Below are 14,490 nucleotides of genomic sequence, written 5' to 3' on the forward strand. Positions count from 1 at the left end.
TTTCATGATAATAAGATTTTTGGGTTTAATAAGTTGCAAGGGTATCTATAAAATTAGTTTTATACAAATAATATATAGTTAAAATACTAAATAATTGTTATTTATTACGATTCTAAAGAGAAATTAAAACACCATTTTTCGCTTTCGTACAAGTAACCAAATTACCACCGGGGCCCCAATTATGGAAGTAATGGCATTTATAGGAAGGGAATATGCCGTATTTGGTAGTTGGGCAATGGTGTCGCACAAGAGCATTAAAATGGCTCCAAATAAAATAGTAGCAGGAACGAGTACATGATGGTTTTGAGTTTTAAAAAGCTGTCTGGTAAGGTGGGGAACTGCCAAACCGATAAAAGCGATGGGACCAGCAAAAGCGGTGATGCTTCCTGCTAAGATACTGGCCGCAACAATTATTAGATATCTAGATTTTTTTAAAGCAACACCCATACTCTGCGCATAATTTTCTCCCAATAAAAAAGCGTTTAAAGGTTTTAAAACAGCGACGGTTATTAAAATTCCTGTTATAAATAAAAATGTTAATAGCGATAGTTGATTCCAACTTAGATTGCCTAAACTCCCAAAAGACCAAAATATATATTGCTGAAGCCTTTCTTTACTGGTAAAATAAGACAGTACACTTACCACCGCAGTAGTAATACTACCAAACATAAGACCTATAATAAGCAATGCCATCGTGTCTTTTACCCTGTTGGCCACGATTGCAATAGATAGAAAAACCAAAAAACTGCCAATGGTAGCCGCTACTGCTATTGAAAAGCTACTCATTAAATAGTTGGTAAAAATACCAGTGAACAGTGAAGAACCCATTACCAAAATGGCTACTCCCAAACTGGCGCCAGAACTTATCCCTAAAACAAAAGGGCCTGCCAATGGGTTTCTAAAAAGGGTCTGCATTAACAATCCACTCAACGAGAGACCTCCTCCTACTATTATTGCGGTAAAAGCTTTTGGCAGCCTATAATTTAATACAATATATTGCCACGATTCTTTGCTGGGTTCATTTCCTATCAACGTATTGATAATTTCTTGTAGAGGGATTCGTACCGACCCCAAACTAATATTTATCAAGAAAAAAAGAATCAGTAACAAAAAGAGAACCGAGTATTCTAATTGGTATGTTTTAACAGAATTCAAGGATTCAGAGGTTTAAAGAAAATAGGTTCATAATCTTCCAAACTTTCTGGGTGTAAAATATGAATGAAATCCTTTAAAACGATATCTGGTCTGGAAGGTGCCAATTCGTAAAAAAGTAAGCCATCGGTTTCGCCTTTGGTAAGGCTATAGGTATAAATTTTTTTGTTTTTAAAAGCTTCAAACTTTGTATAGTGTCCATTGCTTTCTGCCAGTTCTGTAAAACTGGTAAAATGCCCGGCACCAATCCAATATTCTGCATCTTTTGCGGTATCGAGCACACTTTCAAAATTAAGCGAAAGGCTGCCCGTTCCCTCTGTATTTTCCCAAAGGTAATTGGCATTGGCATCTTTTAAAAAGTGGGCCATCCAACTATCGCCAGCTGGTACATACCAAATATCCTTAAACATAGAACCGCTTAAAACAGTAGGGTTTTCTGCTGCATTTTGGGCAATTTTTTTAGCTTCCTTATAATTGGATACGATTTCATTGAACAAGCTATCTGCCAATTGCTCCTTATTAAAAAAAACTCCAAAAAACTTTATCCATTCCGCTTTGCCAAGTGGTGTCTGTTCTACCCAATCCCCGTTATAAACCACAGGAATTTGAGCACTTTGTATGTTATCGTAGGTTTTGTTTTCGCCTTCAACTGTAAAACCCATCACCATTTCTGGTTCCAAATTTAGCAGAACTTCTATATTAATGGTTTCGTTAAGACCTAATTCCTTTATTTTTCCCTCATTGATATTTTTACGGATGGCTTCAGAAGAAATATAATCAGTTCCTGGGAACCCATTTAATTTATCTGCTATTTCCAAAGATTCGATAGCAGGAATATGGGTGGTAGAAGTGGCCACAAAAGTTGCTACAGGGGTAGGAATAATGGCATCGTATAGAGAGGCATCGAAAGTTATGGATTTTAAATCTTTTTTATCAATGAGCGCATAGGTGTAGGTGCGGTTGGCATTGGGCCATGGTGCGGTAACTTTTACGACGGTGATTTTTCCTTGATGCTCGATTTTAAAACCCTTGGCATATGCTATTTCGACTGCTTTCTTAATATCTACAGGAAATTCTTCAGGAGGATTTTGCGTGCTTTTTTTTGGCGACTCTTTACAGTTCCAAAAAAGCAAAAGGGTTAGCAATAGGAAAATATTTTTCATTTAGGCCGTATTCAGTTTATACAAAAAGCATCTTTAGAAAATTCAGCATTAAAAGTAATATTATTAAATGTTTTTAATGCAAGCTTATCGAAATTGTTTATTTTCGTGGCGAATTTATGGTTTTAAATCTGTTTTCAACAGTTTTAAATTAAAAGGGAATCCGGTTAAAATCCGGAGCTGTTCCCGCAACTGTAAACTTTACGCTGTTCATTGCAGCGTCTTTTTAAAGTGTGTTGTTTACTTCGTAGAAACCACTGTTTTTGATGTTTAAATCGAAATGGGAAGGTTAAATAACATAAAAGTGAGCCAGGAGACCTGCCTTAATTCATGGATATTGTCAAACTTTCGGGATAAAGGTTTGCGTATGGGTAAACTCATACTTTTTTCCCTTTTTTAAAAAACTAATAATGAACAAAAGAATTATTTCTCTTTGTGCAGCTGGAATTTTATGTTCCGTGGCCATCGCACAAGAAAAAAATCAACGGGATCAAGACGTTGAACAACTGGAAGAAGTGGTTGTAACCGACTCCCGATTTGAGTTGAAACGTGAAAACTCCGGTAAAACGGTAATTAGTATTTCCCAAGAGGAATTACAGCGAAATCAAGGAAGATCGGTTGCCGAAGTTATCAATACGAAGAGTGGTATTGAAATTAACGGAAGTAGAAGCAATGCCGGACAGAATTTAGGTTACTATGTTCGAGGTGGAAACAATCGCCAGGTATTGATTATGATCGACGGGATTCAAGTAAGTGATCCTTCTCAAACAGCAGCAGATTTCGATATGCGTTTATTGGATTTAAATCAGATTCAGTCTATTGAAATTGTTAAAGGTGCTGCCAGTACACTTTACGGAAATAATGCAGCTACAGCAGTAATTAATATTAATACCAAAGGTGCTTCCGACAAAAAAATAGCCGCTAATTTTGAAAGTAGTATTGGCTCCAATCAATCTTCAGAAGATAGTGATTACAATTTAACCGATTTTTCCAATAGGGCATCGGTAAACGGTACCCTTGGTAAATTCTCGTATTTGGCAGGATTTGGCAATCAGTATACCGACGGACTTTCCGCAGTAATAGGAGAAGAAAAAGATCCATTCAACAGAATTAACTCCAATGTGAACCTAGGCTATCGTTTTTCTGAAAAATTCTCTTTTAAAGTTTTGGGGTATTACGATAAGTTTAGAGCGGCTTTTGATGATGGAGGCGCTTTACAAGATGACGACAGCTATTCTGAAAGTGAACAATTTCGTGTTGCCATCGCTCCAGAGTATACCTATTCCAACGGAAGCCTTACTTTAAATACGGCATACAATACAATAGATAGGGATATTTATTCTGCATTTCCCAATTCCTATGAAGCCAATAGTACGGTAGTGGATTTATTTAATAAGTACAACTTTGGGGATCAGTTTTACACGATTCTGGGGCTTAATTATATTAAAAACAAAGCAACTTTGGGCGCAGAGACCGATTTTAGTATTACCGATCCTTATGCAAATGTGGTTTGGGTTTCTAATTTTGGCTTGAATATGAACGCTGGTGCGCGTTGGAACAACCATAGCGAATATGGGAGTCACTTTACCTACAATTTAAATCCGTCTTACAGTATAAAATTTGATCATGATTATTTAAAAATCCTAGGTTCTTACAGTACTTCCTATATTGCGCCTTCTTTATCTCAGTTATTCGGCGCTTTTGGTGCCAATCCAGACCTGCAACCGGAGGAAGACCTTACCATAGAAGGAGGAATGGAATACAACAGTAATCTTTTTAGGTTGAGTGCTTTATATTTTAATAGAAATGAAGAGAATTTTATAAGTTACACCATCATCGATCCAGATACATTTGAAGGCCTGTACACGAATGTTGAAAACGATTTTACAGTAAATGGGGTAGAAGTAGAGGCCACTTTAAAGGCGATAGAATCCTTAGCGCTAGATGTAAACTATACTTTTACCGAAAATCGGGATAAAGTTGCTTTACGCATCCCAAAACACAAAGTAAACGCCACTGTGAATTATCAACTCTTTGAGAAAACCAATTTTGGGTTTGCTTATCAATATACAGGAAAGAGACTTGATACTGATTTTAGCACATTTGAGAACCTAGAATTGGATGCCTTTTCATTACTTAATTTTAATGTGAATCACCGTTTTTCTAAAAAGTTTGTGATGTTTTTTAATCTGGATAATATTTTTAATGAGGACTATTTTGAAGTAATTGGTTATACCACTCGGGGAAGGAATATAAAAATAGGCTTTAGATTGGGTTTATAGATAAAAAGAGAAGGGTATAAGTTTTAAACTTACACCCCTTTATTTGTTAGTTGATTGAAAAAAGCCCCGAATTTCGGGGCTTTTAAATTTTTTGGACATGATTTATTTTAAAGACGGTAAATCTATATACATGTTATTTTTTAATGGAGTTGCTACTTCAGAGCCATAAAATGCATTTATAGGATATACAACTTCTTTATTAGAAGATTTAGCACCTGTTCCAGTAATTGCTTGAATTGTTCTGGCTAAAAGTGGCTCGTCTTCACTTCCAAGGACACCTAAATTTTCTAAATCTTCACTTATTTCTATTTCAGGAACAAGACCTTGGGTGTAATCTGAAAAGCCGTCGGCATTTTCGTTTCTAGATATGATCGGTTGGATGGCCCATTTGTGATTTCTATTTAAGCCACTGTCATCAAACCTAAAAGAAGGAGAGTCATACAAAGTCACAGATGCTTCGTTTTTACCTGTAGTTGTAGCTCCAACTTGAATTACGCTAATATAAGGATCTAATCCATTGATTATAAGTTCACTGGCTGAAGCAGTTCTTCCAGTTGTAATTACATAAAGAGTAGTAAGATTTAATTTATTAATATTGGTATTGTTGTCTAATTTATCTCTAAAATTATAATCTGTATTGTCGCTTCCTAAGGCTTCAGATATCTTAGAATTATACTTAAGCTTTACGAAAAGATCGTTAGTGAATTGTCCAGTTATCATACTTGCTAAATTAGTTGAGGTATTTACTGAACCACCGGGATTATATCTTAAGTCTAATATTAAATTATTTATACCTTCAGCTTTTAAACTTGCAAATGCATCGTTTAATTGAGTATCGTAATTGGAAAAGAAACCATTGTACATTAAATAGCCTATTTTTTGCCCATTTGCATCAAAGGTTTTACTTATAAATATTGGATTTTCAGCTAGGTTAGTTTTAGTTAGAGATACCTCTATCCCATTGGGAACGATAGCACCAGCGTCATTAAATTCAGCCATATTGAACGTTAAAGAATTAGAATCTCCGAAAAGTAATTCTTGGTAATTGTCCAAATTTAGATCTTGACCATTTACACCAATAAAAATATCTCCCCTTTTAATATCCTTTGTAGAAGCATCAGAATTTGGAACGATATATCTAATATATCCAAATATATTATTGCTATTCGAAAATCTTACCAATCCAAACTCTGCACCACTCGAGTTTGTATTTCCTTGAAAAGAATTTTGTAATTCGGTGTAATCATCAGAGATAAAGCTAAATCGATCTTCAGAAAAAAGAATATTATTGAAAAAATCTCCTGGATCTTCATATTTGCTCAAAAAGTTTATATACTCAGTATCATTGCCAAATCTATTATCGGCTAGATCGTTCACATCATCTTGCCAAAAATAATAGAGATTCATGCCCTGCCAAATATAGTCTTGAACTTCAAACTCGTTTATAGATAAAGGAGGGGTCACTTCTGTTTCACCATCATCATCATTACTGCAACTGTAGGTAAAGACCAATGCCAGTAAAAGCATCCATCTTAGTTTTAATAAATTTTTCATAGCTTGTTTTTAAAATTATAACCGGTTTACTACGAGGATAGGTCGTATAACCAACTAAAACCTATCAATTTGTGTGCCGATTATTCATTAGCGTTTACATTGTAATAATACTTACATTTATTTAAATAAAAAATTTATCCCGATAAATTTAATATTAAAACGGTAACCTTGTAACAAAATTTATTGTGGTTCGTCTAGAAGGTAGAGAGCAGTTTTTAAAGCTGCAAAACCAACTCAAAAAAAATGCAACAAACAGAGTTTTTAAATATTGTAACACCATTTAAAGATAAACTGTTTCGATTGGCCAAACGATTGTTAGTGTCTACCGAAGAGGCAGAAGATGCTACCCAAGAAGTGTTGTTAAAATTGTGGTCCAACAAAAAGAAAATGCACAATTATAAAAACATCGAAGCGTTTGCCATGACGATGACAAAAAATTATTGTTTCGATCGTTTAAAATCGAAACAAGCGGGTAATTTAAAATTAGTGCATACCAATTATGAAGATTCCAACACCTCTTTACAGAAAAAAGTAGAGGTAAACGACAGCCTCGATTGGATGCAAAAAATAATGAATACTTTACCAGAACAACAACGAATGGTGTTGCAATTAAGAGATGTAGAACAGTATGAGTATAAAGAAATTGAAGAAATGTTGGATATGAATCCGACTGCAATTCGAGTGACTTTATCGAGAGCCCGTAAAACCGTTCGCGAACAATTACTAAAAAAACACAGTTATGGCATCAGTAAATAAAGGAGATTTAGAAAATAAAAAGGTAAGAAGCATGTTTGGTAATTCTAAGGATGCACCTACACCATACACAGAAAAGGAAATAGAACAGCTGCTGGAAAAATATTTTGAAGGTGAAACTACAGTGGTAGAAGAAAAGGGATTGAAAAATTATTTTTCTAAAGATACTGTCGCGGCACATTTGCAAGAATACAAGCCTTTGTTTAATTATTTTTCTGTGGCCAAGGAAGAAAGAAGCACGCAAGACGTTCCATTAGAACCTAGAAAAAATAGAAAGTATTTACAATGGATTTCTGTTGCAGCCGTGGTTGCCATCGCCTTTGGTGTTTATTTTAATAGGCCTGTAAGTCCGCAAGTGGCGCTACAAGAAGAGTTTTCGCCCGAGGAAATCAAGTCTGCACAATTAGCTTTAGCTTTGTTTACAGATAATTTTAATAAAGGAACACAAGGCGCGGCTTATTTAAAAGAGTTTGAAAAAACGACCAATCGTTTTTCAACAAATTCATCATCTAAAAAATAACACTAACCTTTTTTGAAGAAGGTAAAAGAAAAAAAAACAATTTTAAAAAATAAGGAAATGAAAAAAATAATTTTAATACTAGCGTTGGCCATAGCGCCGCTTTTTTCCCAAGCACAGTCTATTTTTGATAAGTATGCTGAAAATAACGAGGTAACATTTGTGGCGTTACAGCCAAAAATGTTTCAAATGCTCAGTAAAATCAATATAGATACAGACGATCCCGATGCAGAGGCCGTGTTTGAACTGGTTAATAATATTACCAGTTTTAAGGTTATTACTACCGAAAACCCTAAAATAACCAAGGACATCGATGGTTGGGTTAGCAATCACTTAAAAAGTTCTTCTTTTGAAGAATTAATGCGTGTTCGCGATGGAGAATCCAATGTAAAATTCTACGTAAAAGAAGGAGCAGATGAAAACCATGTCAAGGAATTGCTCATGTTTGTTACCGACTTAAATTACGATGAGTTGAAGTTTAATGGGAAAAAGCCAGAAACCGTTTTGCTTTCATTAACTGGGAATATCGATTTGCGTCAAATTTCCAAACTTACCAGTAAGATGGATCTTCCTGGTGGAGATCAACTAGGGAAAGCAGGGAATAAAAAATAGATGGGAATCGCGTCTTAGCGAAGCATGGAAGTGCTGTGGCAACCTCTCTACTTTAAGAAAAAGTTGCTTGCTTCACTAATGAGCTTATCACTCTCGTGCTTCGCTGTAAAAACGTTTTGGAAAAACTTTGTAATTAAAAACAGTATCATGAAAAATATTAAAAACATCATTGCATTTCTTTTTTTGGCAGTTTCTGTGGCCAATTGTGGCGATAGAAAGCCAAGTTTACAGGAGTATTTTGTTACCAAGGGGGAGAACCCTAATTTTATTTCTTTAGACATCCCGTCAAGTATTTTAGATGTAAACAAAACCTCCTTAGATACCAAACAAAAAGAGGCTTACCAATCAGTAAAAAAATTAAATGTGTTGGCTTTTAAATTGAATGACGATAACAAGGCCGCTTATGAAGCTGAAAAGACTACGGTACAGGATATCCTCAAAAATGAGAAATATGAAGATCTCATGATTGTAAATAGTGGCAAAAACAAAGGTGTTGTAAAATATTTAGGAGACGACGATTCCATAGACGAGGTAATTCTTTTTGGTAGCGACGATGAGCATGGTTTTGCTTTGGTACGCGTGCTAGGTAATAAAATGAAGCCAGAAAACATGGTCACTTTAGTTGAGGCTGTTGAAAAAGGAGCTATTGGAACCGGAGGGTTAGGAAAGCAATTGGAAGGTATTTTCGATTAATAATTAGGGTATTTAAGCGTAAGCTTTAAATGAATAGAAAGAGATATAGGTAAAACTTTAGATACGATATTTATAATTTCACGAATTTATAATTTCACTATAGAATGGCAGATAGTCCATCACAAAAAATAAAAGATAGGAAGAAATCCATTTTAATCACTGGTGCCCATGGTCAGTTAGGATCAACCTTTCAAAACCTATCAAAAAATTATGGTGATCTACATTTTATTTTTTGTTCTTCAAAAAAATTAGACGTTACCCATAAAGAGTCTGTTCAGGAGATTTTTAAGGAATTCAATCCAGATTTCTGTATTAATTGTGCAGCCTACACCAATGTAGAGCAAGCCGAAAAGGAACCCGATCAAGCTTTTAAGATAAATGCAGAAGGGGTTAAAAATCTAGCCGAAATCTGTAAAGAATATCAAACTACATTAATTCATATTTCCACGGATTATGTGTTTGATGGCAAAAAAAGAAGGCCTTATAGCGTTGATGATCTTCCTAACCCCATTAATCAATACGGAAAATCGAAATTAAAGGGAGAACAATATATACAGGATATTTTAACCGAATATGTTATCGTTAGAACTTCATGGCTGTACAGTAAAGAATTTGGCAATAATTTTTACAAAACTATCTTGAGGAAAGCCAAGACGGAAAAAGAATTGTTTATAACGGATGCCCAAACTGGTTGTCCGACCGATACCGTAAATTTGGCTACTAAGATTTTAAGCAAAATTGAAGAAAACACAGAAGACTACGGTGTTTTTCATTTTTGTGATAGAGAGGAAATGACATGGTATGGGTTTTCAAAACAAATACTTACTGAAAATGATCTTAGAGAGATAAAGGTTATTAAAGACAATACCTATAAAACAATAGCGGAAAGACCGATTTACAGCGTGTTGGAGGTCAATTTCTAAAAGCATACCAATTAAATAATTACAATTTTCGATTTAAGATTTATGAGGATTTCTTTTGTGAAGGTTGTTTACGCTACTCAGTATTTTTAATCGAGTATGAATGAGGTTGCTCCCTTCGGTCGGAATCACTCAAAACGGCAAGCTAAAGACCGGTCTGTTTTTTATTTCGTGCTAGACCTTTACGGCTTTATGTTTTTGCCAATATAGATCTTTATCAATCCAAATAACCATCAATATAAAAAACCGAAAGTCTGTAATAAAATCAACTCATAAATTTCTAACTTAACTTTTATCACGTAGCGATATATTTTTATTATAAAAACACGTACTTTTGCGCCAAATTTAAATACGGCTATAAGGTTGTATATAAATTAGTATAGTAAAACACGACCTAATTTGGTTGTAAAACTTTTATTAAAAAAATGGCAACAAACAGAACATTTACAATGATTAAGCCAGATGCTGTAGAAAACGGACACATCGGGGCTATTCTAGAAAAAATAACAGCTTCAGGTTTTAAAATCGTTGCAATGAAGTATACGCAGCTAAGTAAGCGCGATGCAGAAGCTTTTTATGCGGTACATAGCGAGCGTCCTTTTTTCGGAGAGTTGGTGGAGTTTATGACACGCGGACCTATTGTGGCTGCTATCCTTGAAAAAGACAATGCAGTAGAAGATTTTAGAACCCTTATTGGAGCGACCAATCCAGATGAGGCGGCAGAAGGTACCATCCGTAAATTATTTGCAACTTCTATTGGGGAAAATGCAGTTCACGGATCTGATAGCGATGAAAATGCTGCTATCGAAGGGGCTTTTCATTTTTCTGGAAGAGAGGTTTTCTAAGGAAACTAAAATATAATATCTACAAAAGCTCTACTTTTAAGTAGGGCTTTTTTTATCTCAATACTATCTTCTTGATAATTTCTTTCCCTAATTCTTCATTAAGCATATTTACAATTTTCTGCTTTCCATAGCTTAATTCCTGCCGTAAAACAGCAGAAGACAGAGAGACGTAAAGAGTATCATCTTTTAATTGAACTTGAGTAGTGTAGTTATTAACACCATTGCCCATTAAATTCTGCCAAGCATTGCGCACATCTACTTTGTCCATGCCCTTTTCCAATTTGTTTTCAGTAACAAATTCTTTTAAGGCATCGTTGAGGGAAATGTATTCGTTGCGTCTTTTTGCCATTATTTTAATGAGAATTTTTCAAAACGTTTATAATAATATTCTTTATTCTGTGCATTTTTAACACCAAACCTATCTTGGGTCAATAATATGAGTTCTTCCTTTCGGCTGTCCTCTTCATTTGTATATGTTAAAAACAACTTTTCACCTTCTTTCTCGATACTGAAATCTTCATTTTCATTCATGCTAACAAATCTTCCATCAAGTTTAGGTATTACTTTTTCTCGAACCCCTGACGAATCTTTTTGTAATTGAATATGATCTATTAACGTATTCACCTTATAGGTTTTTGTTTCTTCGGAAGGAAAAGTAACTTTTTCAATTTCCCAATATCCATTTAGATAGGAAATGTCTTCAATGGGCTGTTTGTTACATCCAAAAAGGATTAAAGCGATACAAATGAATAGGTTGAATTTCAAGGCTCTTTATTTTTCAATACAAAGTTAGCCAAAACTTATTCAAAGCATCACAAAAAAGGAAGAGTTTATACCTTTAAATACTAAAAGAACTTCCCCTAAAAACATAAATATCTTTCTGAATGTTATCCTTATATTTGGGGGCTTTATTATTTATACACCTCAAAATTACTTAATCGAACAATCCCGCATGTTTTCTAAAATAATAATACTTCTTTATTTAGTTTTTAATTTTTCCTGCAGCCAAGAATCCAGAGGTTCAGCAGCGGCAATATTTGCTAGTTCTTCTCAAGATTCAACAAAGATATGGGCTCCCAAACAGCTGAAAAAATATTATAAAGACGTAGATTTCTCTTTTAGAGGAGAAGATTTATACGACGCCCTGGCAGTTGCTACCATTGCAAATCATACTAATATATTGACCTATAGCAAACGCCATAATTATTTATATAAAATAGATGCTGTTCCCCGCCAAAAAGATAGCGTAATATTAATGTATACCGGTGAAAAGCGCTATTGGAAAGAGTATGTTTCTGGTAAAAACAACTATCCCGTTCAAACTTTCAATACAGAGCATGTTTATCCACAATCGCTCATAGAAAATACTGCAAAAGGGGACTTGCATCATCTTCGGGTATGCAATGAACGTACAAATACAAGGAGGAGCAATAATCCGTTTACCGATGGTTCTGGTCGATATAAGCTGAAATATAAAAGTTGGTACCCCGGCGATGAGTGGAAAGGCGATGTAGCCCGCATGATTATGTACTTAAGTTTGCGCTATGATGAATCTTTTGAAGACGTAGGAGGTTTGAATTTGTTTTTAAAATGGAATGCCGAAGATCCTGTTTCCGAATTTGAGAAACAGCGCAACGAGCAAATCTTTTTAGTACAAGGGAACAGAAACCCTTTTATAGACAACCCTTTCTTGGCTACTTTAACATGGGGAGGGCCTAAGGCAGAAAATTTGTGGTAATATTTATTTAGATATGCTTCAGCATGTCTTTAATTGAATAGAGATTCTTTAATAAGGGACTTAAAAAGGTAGCTTAAATTGTTTTCCGTAAATTTTTATTGAAAAACACTGCTTTTTATAATGATCTTAGCTGAAGTGTTTTACAACGCATTTTTAGAAGTTTACAATGCCATTTCCAATTGGAGTCTCGGTTCTCTGGGCTAAGTAAGGTTGTTTTTATCTACTAATTATTATAATAATTTACACATTGCTAACAAAAAATGTTAAATAATTAACTATCTTTGCAATTCGCTTTTTTTTGAACTAAAAATAAATTTAAATGGAAATAATCTCTTCTGAAGCACTTAGTATTCAACACGAAAAGGTAGGAACTTATGAGTTCAGCAGATTCGAGAAAATTCATAATGTTGTTTTTGAAAAATCTTCGAAAGCCTCTTATCTAGTAGCCAAAGAGATAGCAGATCTTATACGTTCCAAAGCCAAAAGGGATGAAAAATGCATTCTAGGCTTGGCAACAGGATCTTCGCCAATAAGGGTTTATGAGGAGTTAATAAAAATGCATCGTGAAGAGGGTTTAAGTTTTAAAAACGTTATTACTTTTAATCTGGACGAGTATTATCCCATGAATCCAGAAAGCATTCATAGTTACCATTACTTTATGAATGAAAACCTCTTCAATCATATAGACATTCCAAAAGACCAAATTCATATTCCAGAAGGAACTATTCCGCAAGAGAAAATCCATGAATATTGTGCGGCGTACGAAAATAAAATAGAGAGCTATGGCGGACTTGATTTTCAGCTATTGGGTATTGGTCGTACTGGCCATATTGGGTTTAACGAACCAGGATCCCACTATAATTCTGTAACCCGGAGCATCACTTTAGACCAATTAACTAGGGAGGATGCTGCCAGTTCTTTTTTAGGGATTGAAAATGTACCTAAAAAGGCTATTACCATGGGAGTTGGCACGGTAACCAATGCCAAACGTATTGTTCTTCTAGCTTGGGGTCATAAAAAAGCAGAAATTATTAAAAGAACAATAGAAGGGGAGATATCAAGTCAAATCCCGGCAACATATCTTCAAGAGCATTCTAATACCACTTTTGTGCTAGATACCGAGGCCGCTTCTTTATTAACGCGCTTTGAATCTCCATGGTTGGTTGATGCGGTGGAATGGACCAATGCAATGACCAAACGCGCAGTGATATGGCTTTGCGATAAGTTGGAAAAATCTATTTTAAGATTAACTGACAAGGATTATAATGAAAACGGATTAGCTTATTTATTAACGGAAAAAGGATCTTCCTATGATTTGAATATCGAAATGTTCAATCAACTACAGCACACTATCACCGGATGGCCAGGAGGTAAACCAAATGCCGATGATAGTAAACGTCCAGAACGTAAATCACCTGAGAAAAAAAGAGTTATTATTTTCAGTCCCCATCCAGATGATGATGTAATTTCCATGGGGGGGACATTCGATCGATTGGTGGCACAAGGTCACGAAGTTCATATCGCTTATCAAACCTCTGGTAATATAGCAGTTTCCAATGCCGATGCTTTGAAGTTTGCCGAGGTGGCTATGGATTTTCTTCCGGAAGGAAAAGAGTTGGAAAAATTGAGAAGTACCATTAAAGCTATTGAACAGAAAAAGGAGAATGAGATAGATCCTATAGAAGTTAGGGAGCTTAAAGGTTTAATACGAAAAAGGGAATCCATTGCTGCTACCCGATATTTCGATGTTCCCGACGAACAAGTACACTTTCTGAACCTTCCATTTTATGAAACAGGTGCAGTCAAGAAGAATCCGTTAGGCGAACAAGACATAAATATTGTAAAAAACCTCATAGAAACCATAAAGCCACATCAAGTTTATGCTGCAGGCGATTTGGCAGATCCCCACGGAACCCACAAGGTATGTTTGGATGCTGTTTTTAAAGCAATGCGCGAATTAAAGTCAGAAGCCTACATGGACGATTGTTGGCTATGGCTTTACCGAGGTGCTTGGCACGAGTGGGAAATCCATGAAATAGATATGGCCGTTCCTATGAGTCCGGATCAAGTTTTACGTAAACGTAAGGCCATTTTCTTTCATCAAACCCAAAAAGACGGTGTTCTATTCCAAGGGGAAGATCTACGGGAATTCTGGGTACGTGCCGAAGATAGGAATAAGAAAACAGCTGCACATTACCGTAAACTAGGTTTAGCGGATTATGCAGCCATCGAAGCTTTTAAGAGGTTTGAGTATTAACTGAAGA

Annotated in this window: 14 protein-coding genes and 1 riboswitch; of the genes, 9 read left to right on the forward strand and 5 right to left on the reverse strand. The window is 35.3% G+C overall.

Translation table 11 applies throughout. From position 1 onward, the window contains the following. Window positions 1-123 precede the first annotated feature (123 nt). Window positions 124-1,155 carry a FecCD family ABC transporter permease gene (locus HX109_RS12065; protein WP_178952310.1) on the reverse strand — a complete coding sequence of 344 codons (1,032 nt, stop codon included), beginning with the start codon at window positions 1,153-1,155 and terminating at the stop codon, window positions 124-126. Further along, on the reverse strand, window positions 1,152-2,315 hold the full coding sequence (locus HX109_RS12070) for an ABC transporter substrate-binding protein (RefSeq protein ID WP_178952312.1): 1,164 nt from the start codon (window positions 2,313-2,315) through the stop codon (window positions 1,152-1,154). Before HX109_RS12070 ends, HX109_RS12065 begins: the two co-directional genes overlap by 4 nt. A gap of 100 nt (window positions 2,316-2,415) precedes the next feature. Beyond that, a riboswitch (cobalamin riboswitch) is annotated at window positions 2,416-2,653 on the forward strand. A 69-nt stretch (window positions 2,654-2,722) separates the two neighbouring features. On the opposite strand from HX109_RS12070, the gene HX109_RS12075 reads away from it, so the two are divergent. Further along, window positions 2,723-4,594 carry a TonB-dependent receptor plug domain-containing protein gene (locus tag HX109_RS12075; protein WP_178952314.1) on the forward strand — a complete coding sequence of 624 codons (1,872 nt, stop codon included), beginning with the start codon at window positions 2,723-2,725 and terminating at the stop codon, window positions 4,592-4,594. 102 nt (window positions 4,595-4,696) lie between these two features. Here HX109_RS12075 and HX109_RS12080 read toward each other — a convergent pair whose 3' ends face one another. Further along, on the reverse strand, window positions 4,697-6,148 hold the full coding sequence (locus HX109_RS12080; protein WP_178952315.1) for a S41 family peptidase: 1,452 nt from the start codon (window positions 6,146-6,148) through the stop codon (window positions 4,697-4,699). A gap of 243 nt (window positions 6,149-6,391) precedes the next feature. Between HX109_RS12080 and HX109_RS12085 the strand changes: the two genes are divergently transcribed. The 6 genes from HX109_RS12085 (at window position 6,392) to HX109_RS12110 (ending at window position 10,488) form a co-directional block, all read left to right on the forward strand. Beyond that, window positions 6,392-6,904 (forward strand): RNA polymerase sigma factor, encoded by a 513-nt coding sequence (locus tag HX109_RS12085; protein ID WP_178952317.1) that lies wholly within the window; start codon window positions 6,392-6,394, stop codon window positions 6,902-6,904. Further along, window positions 6,888-7,421: a hypothetical protein gene (locus tag HX109_RS12090; RefSeq protein WP_255462691.1), complete on the forward strand. Its 534-nt coding sequence runs from the start codon at window positions 6,888-6,890 to the stop codon at window positions 7,419-7,421. The genes HX109_RS12085 and HX109_RS12090 overlap by 17 nt, the downstream gene beginning before the upstream one ends. Before the next feature lie 57 nt (window positions 7,422-7,478). Next, complete coding sequence (locus HX109_RS12095) at window positions 7,479-8,030, forward strand: DUF4252 domain-containing protein (protein WP_178952319.1); 552 nt, start codon at window positions 7,479-7,481, stop codon at window positions 8,028-8,030. A 147-nt stretch (window positions 8,031-8,177) separates the two neighbouring features. Then, complete coding sequence (locus HX109_RS12100; RefSeq protein WP_178952321.1) at window positions 8,178-8,723, forward strand: DUF4252 domain-containing protein; 546 nt, start codon at window positions 8,178-8,180, stop codon at window positions 8,721-8,723. A gap of 104 nt (window positions 8,724-8,827) precedes the next feature. Beyond that, window positions 8,828-9,646, forward strand: a complete 819-nt coding sequence (gene rfbD / locus HX109_RS12105; protein ID WP_178952323.1) for a dTDP-4-dehydrorhamnose reductase — start codon at window positions 8,828-8,830, stop codon at window positions 9,644-9,646. 422 nt (window positions 9,647-10,068) lie between these two features. After that, on the forward strand, window positions 10,069-10,488 hold the full coding sequence (locus HX109_RS12110) for a nucleoside-diphosphate kinase (protein WP_178952325.1): 420 nt from the start codon (window positions 10,069-10,071) through the stop codon (window positions 10,486-10,488). 52 nt (window positions 10,489-10,540) lie between these two features. Here the strand turns inward: HX109_RS12110 and HX109_RS12115 are convergent, their stop codons facing one another. Beyond that, on the reverse strand, window positions 10,541-10,837 hold the full coding sequence (locus HX109_RS12115) for a DUF721 domain-containing protein (protein ID WP_178952327.1): 297 nt from the start codon (window positions 10,835-10,837) through the stop codon (window positions 10,541-10,543). Continuing rightward, window positions 10,837-11,253 carry a hypothetical protein gene (locus tag HX109_RS12120; protein WP_178952329.1) on the reverse strand — a complete coding sequence of 139 codons (417 nt, stop codon included), beginning with the start codon at window positions 11,251-11,253 and terminating at the stop codon, window positions 10,837-10,839. The genes HX109_RS12115 and HX109_RS12120 overlap by 1 nt, the downstream gene beginning before the upstream one ends. Window positions 11,254-11,440: 187 nt before the next feature. Here HX109_RS12120 and HX109_RS12125 point away from each other — a divergent pair, with 187 nt between their 5' ends. Both HX109_RS12125 and nagB read left to right on the forward strand, forming a co-directional pair. After that, window positions 11,441-12,226, forward strand: coding sequence for an endonuclease I family protein (locus HX109_RS12125; RefSeq protein ID WP_178952331.1), 786 nt, complete (start codon window positions 11,441-11,443; stop codon window positions 12,224-12,226). Window positions 12,227-12,545: 319 nt separating this feature from the next. Further along, window positions 12,546-14,483, forward strand: coding sequence for a glucosamine-6-phosphate deaminase (gene nagB / locus HX109_RS12130; protein ID WP_178952334.1), 1,938 nt, complete (start codon window positions 12,546-12,548; stop codon window positions 14,481-14,483). Window positions 14,484-14,490 lie beyond the last annotated feature (7 nt).

This window comes from Galbibacter sp. BG1, from assembly GCF_013391805.1.
GTDB lineage: Bacteria > Bacteroidota > Bacteroidia > Flavobacteriales > Flavobacteriaceae > Galbibacter.

Coding starts and splice junctions, on each gene's coding strand:
- HX109_RS12070 (WP_178952312.1), bottom strand. CDS start 2,315: ATGAAAAATATTTTCCTATTGCTAACCCTTTTGCTTTTTTGGAACTGT.
- HX109_RS12075 (WP_178952314.1), top strand. CDS start 2,723: ATGAACAAAAGAATTATTTCTCTTTGTGCAGCTGGAATTTTATGTTCC.
- HX109_RS12080 (WP_178952315.1), bottom strand. CDS start 6,148: ATGAAAAATTTATTAAAACTAAGATGGATGCTTTTACTGGCATTGGTC.
- HX109_RS12085 (WP_178952317.1), top strand. CDS start 6,392: ATGCAACAAACAGAGTTTTTAAATATTGTAACACCATTTAAAGATAAA.
- HX109_RS12090 (WP_255462691.1), top strand. CDS start 6,888: ATGGCATCAGTAAATAAAGGAGATTTAGAAAATAAAAAGGTAAGAAGC.
- HX109_RS12095 (WP_178952319.1), top strand. CDS start 7,479: ATGAAAAAAATAATTTTAATACTAGCGTTGGCCATAGCGCCGCTTTTT.
- HX109_RS12100 (WP_178952321.1), top strand. CDS start 8,178: ATGAAAAATATTAAAAACATCATTGCATTTCTTTTTTTGGCAGTTTCT.
- rfbD (WP_178952323.1), top strand. CDS start 8,828: ATGGCAGATAGTCCATCACAAAAAATAAAAGATAGGAAGAAATCCATT.
- HX109_RS12110 (WP_178952325.1), top strand. CDS start 10,069: ATGGCAACAAACAGAACATTTACAATGATTAAGCCAGATGCTGTAGAA.
- HX109_RS12115 (WP_178952327.1), bottom strand. CDS start 10,837: ATGGCAAAAAGACGCAACGAATACATTTCCCTCAACGATGCCTTAAAA.
- HX109_RS12125 (WP_178952331.1), top strand. CDS start 11,441: ATGTTTTCTAAAATAATAATACTTCTTTATTTAGTTTTTAATTTTTCC.
- nagB (WP_178952334.1), top strand. CDS start 12,546: ATGGAAATAATCTCTTCTGAAGCACTTAGTATTCAACACGAAAAGGTA.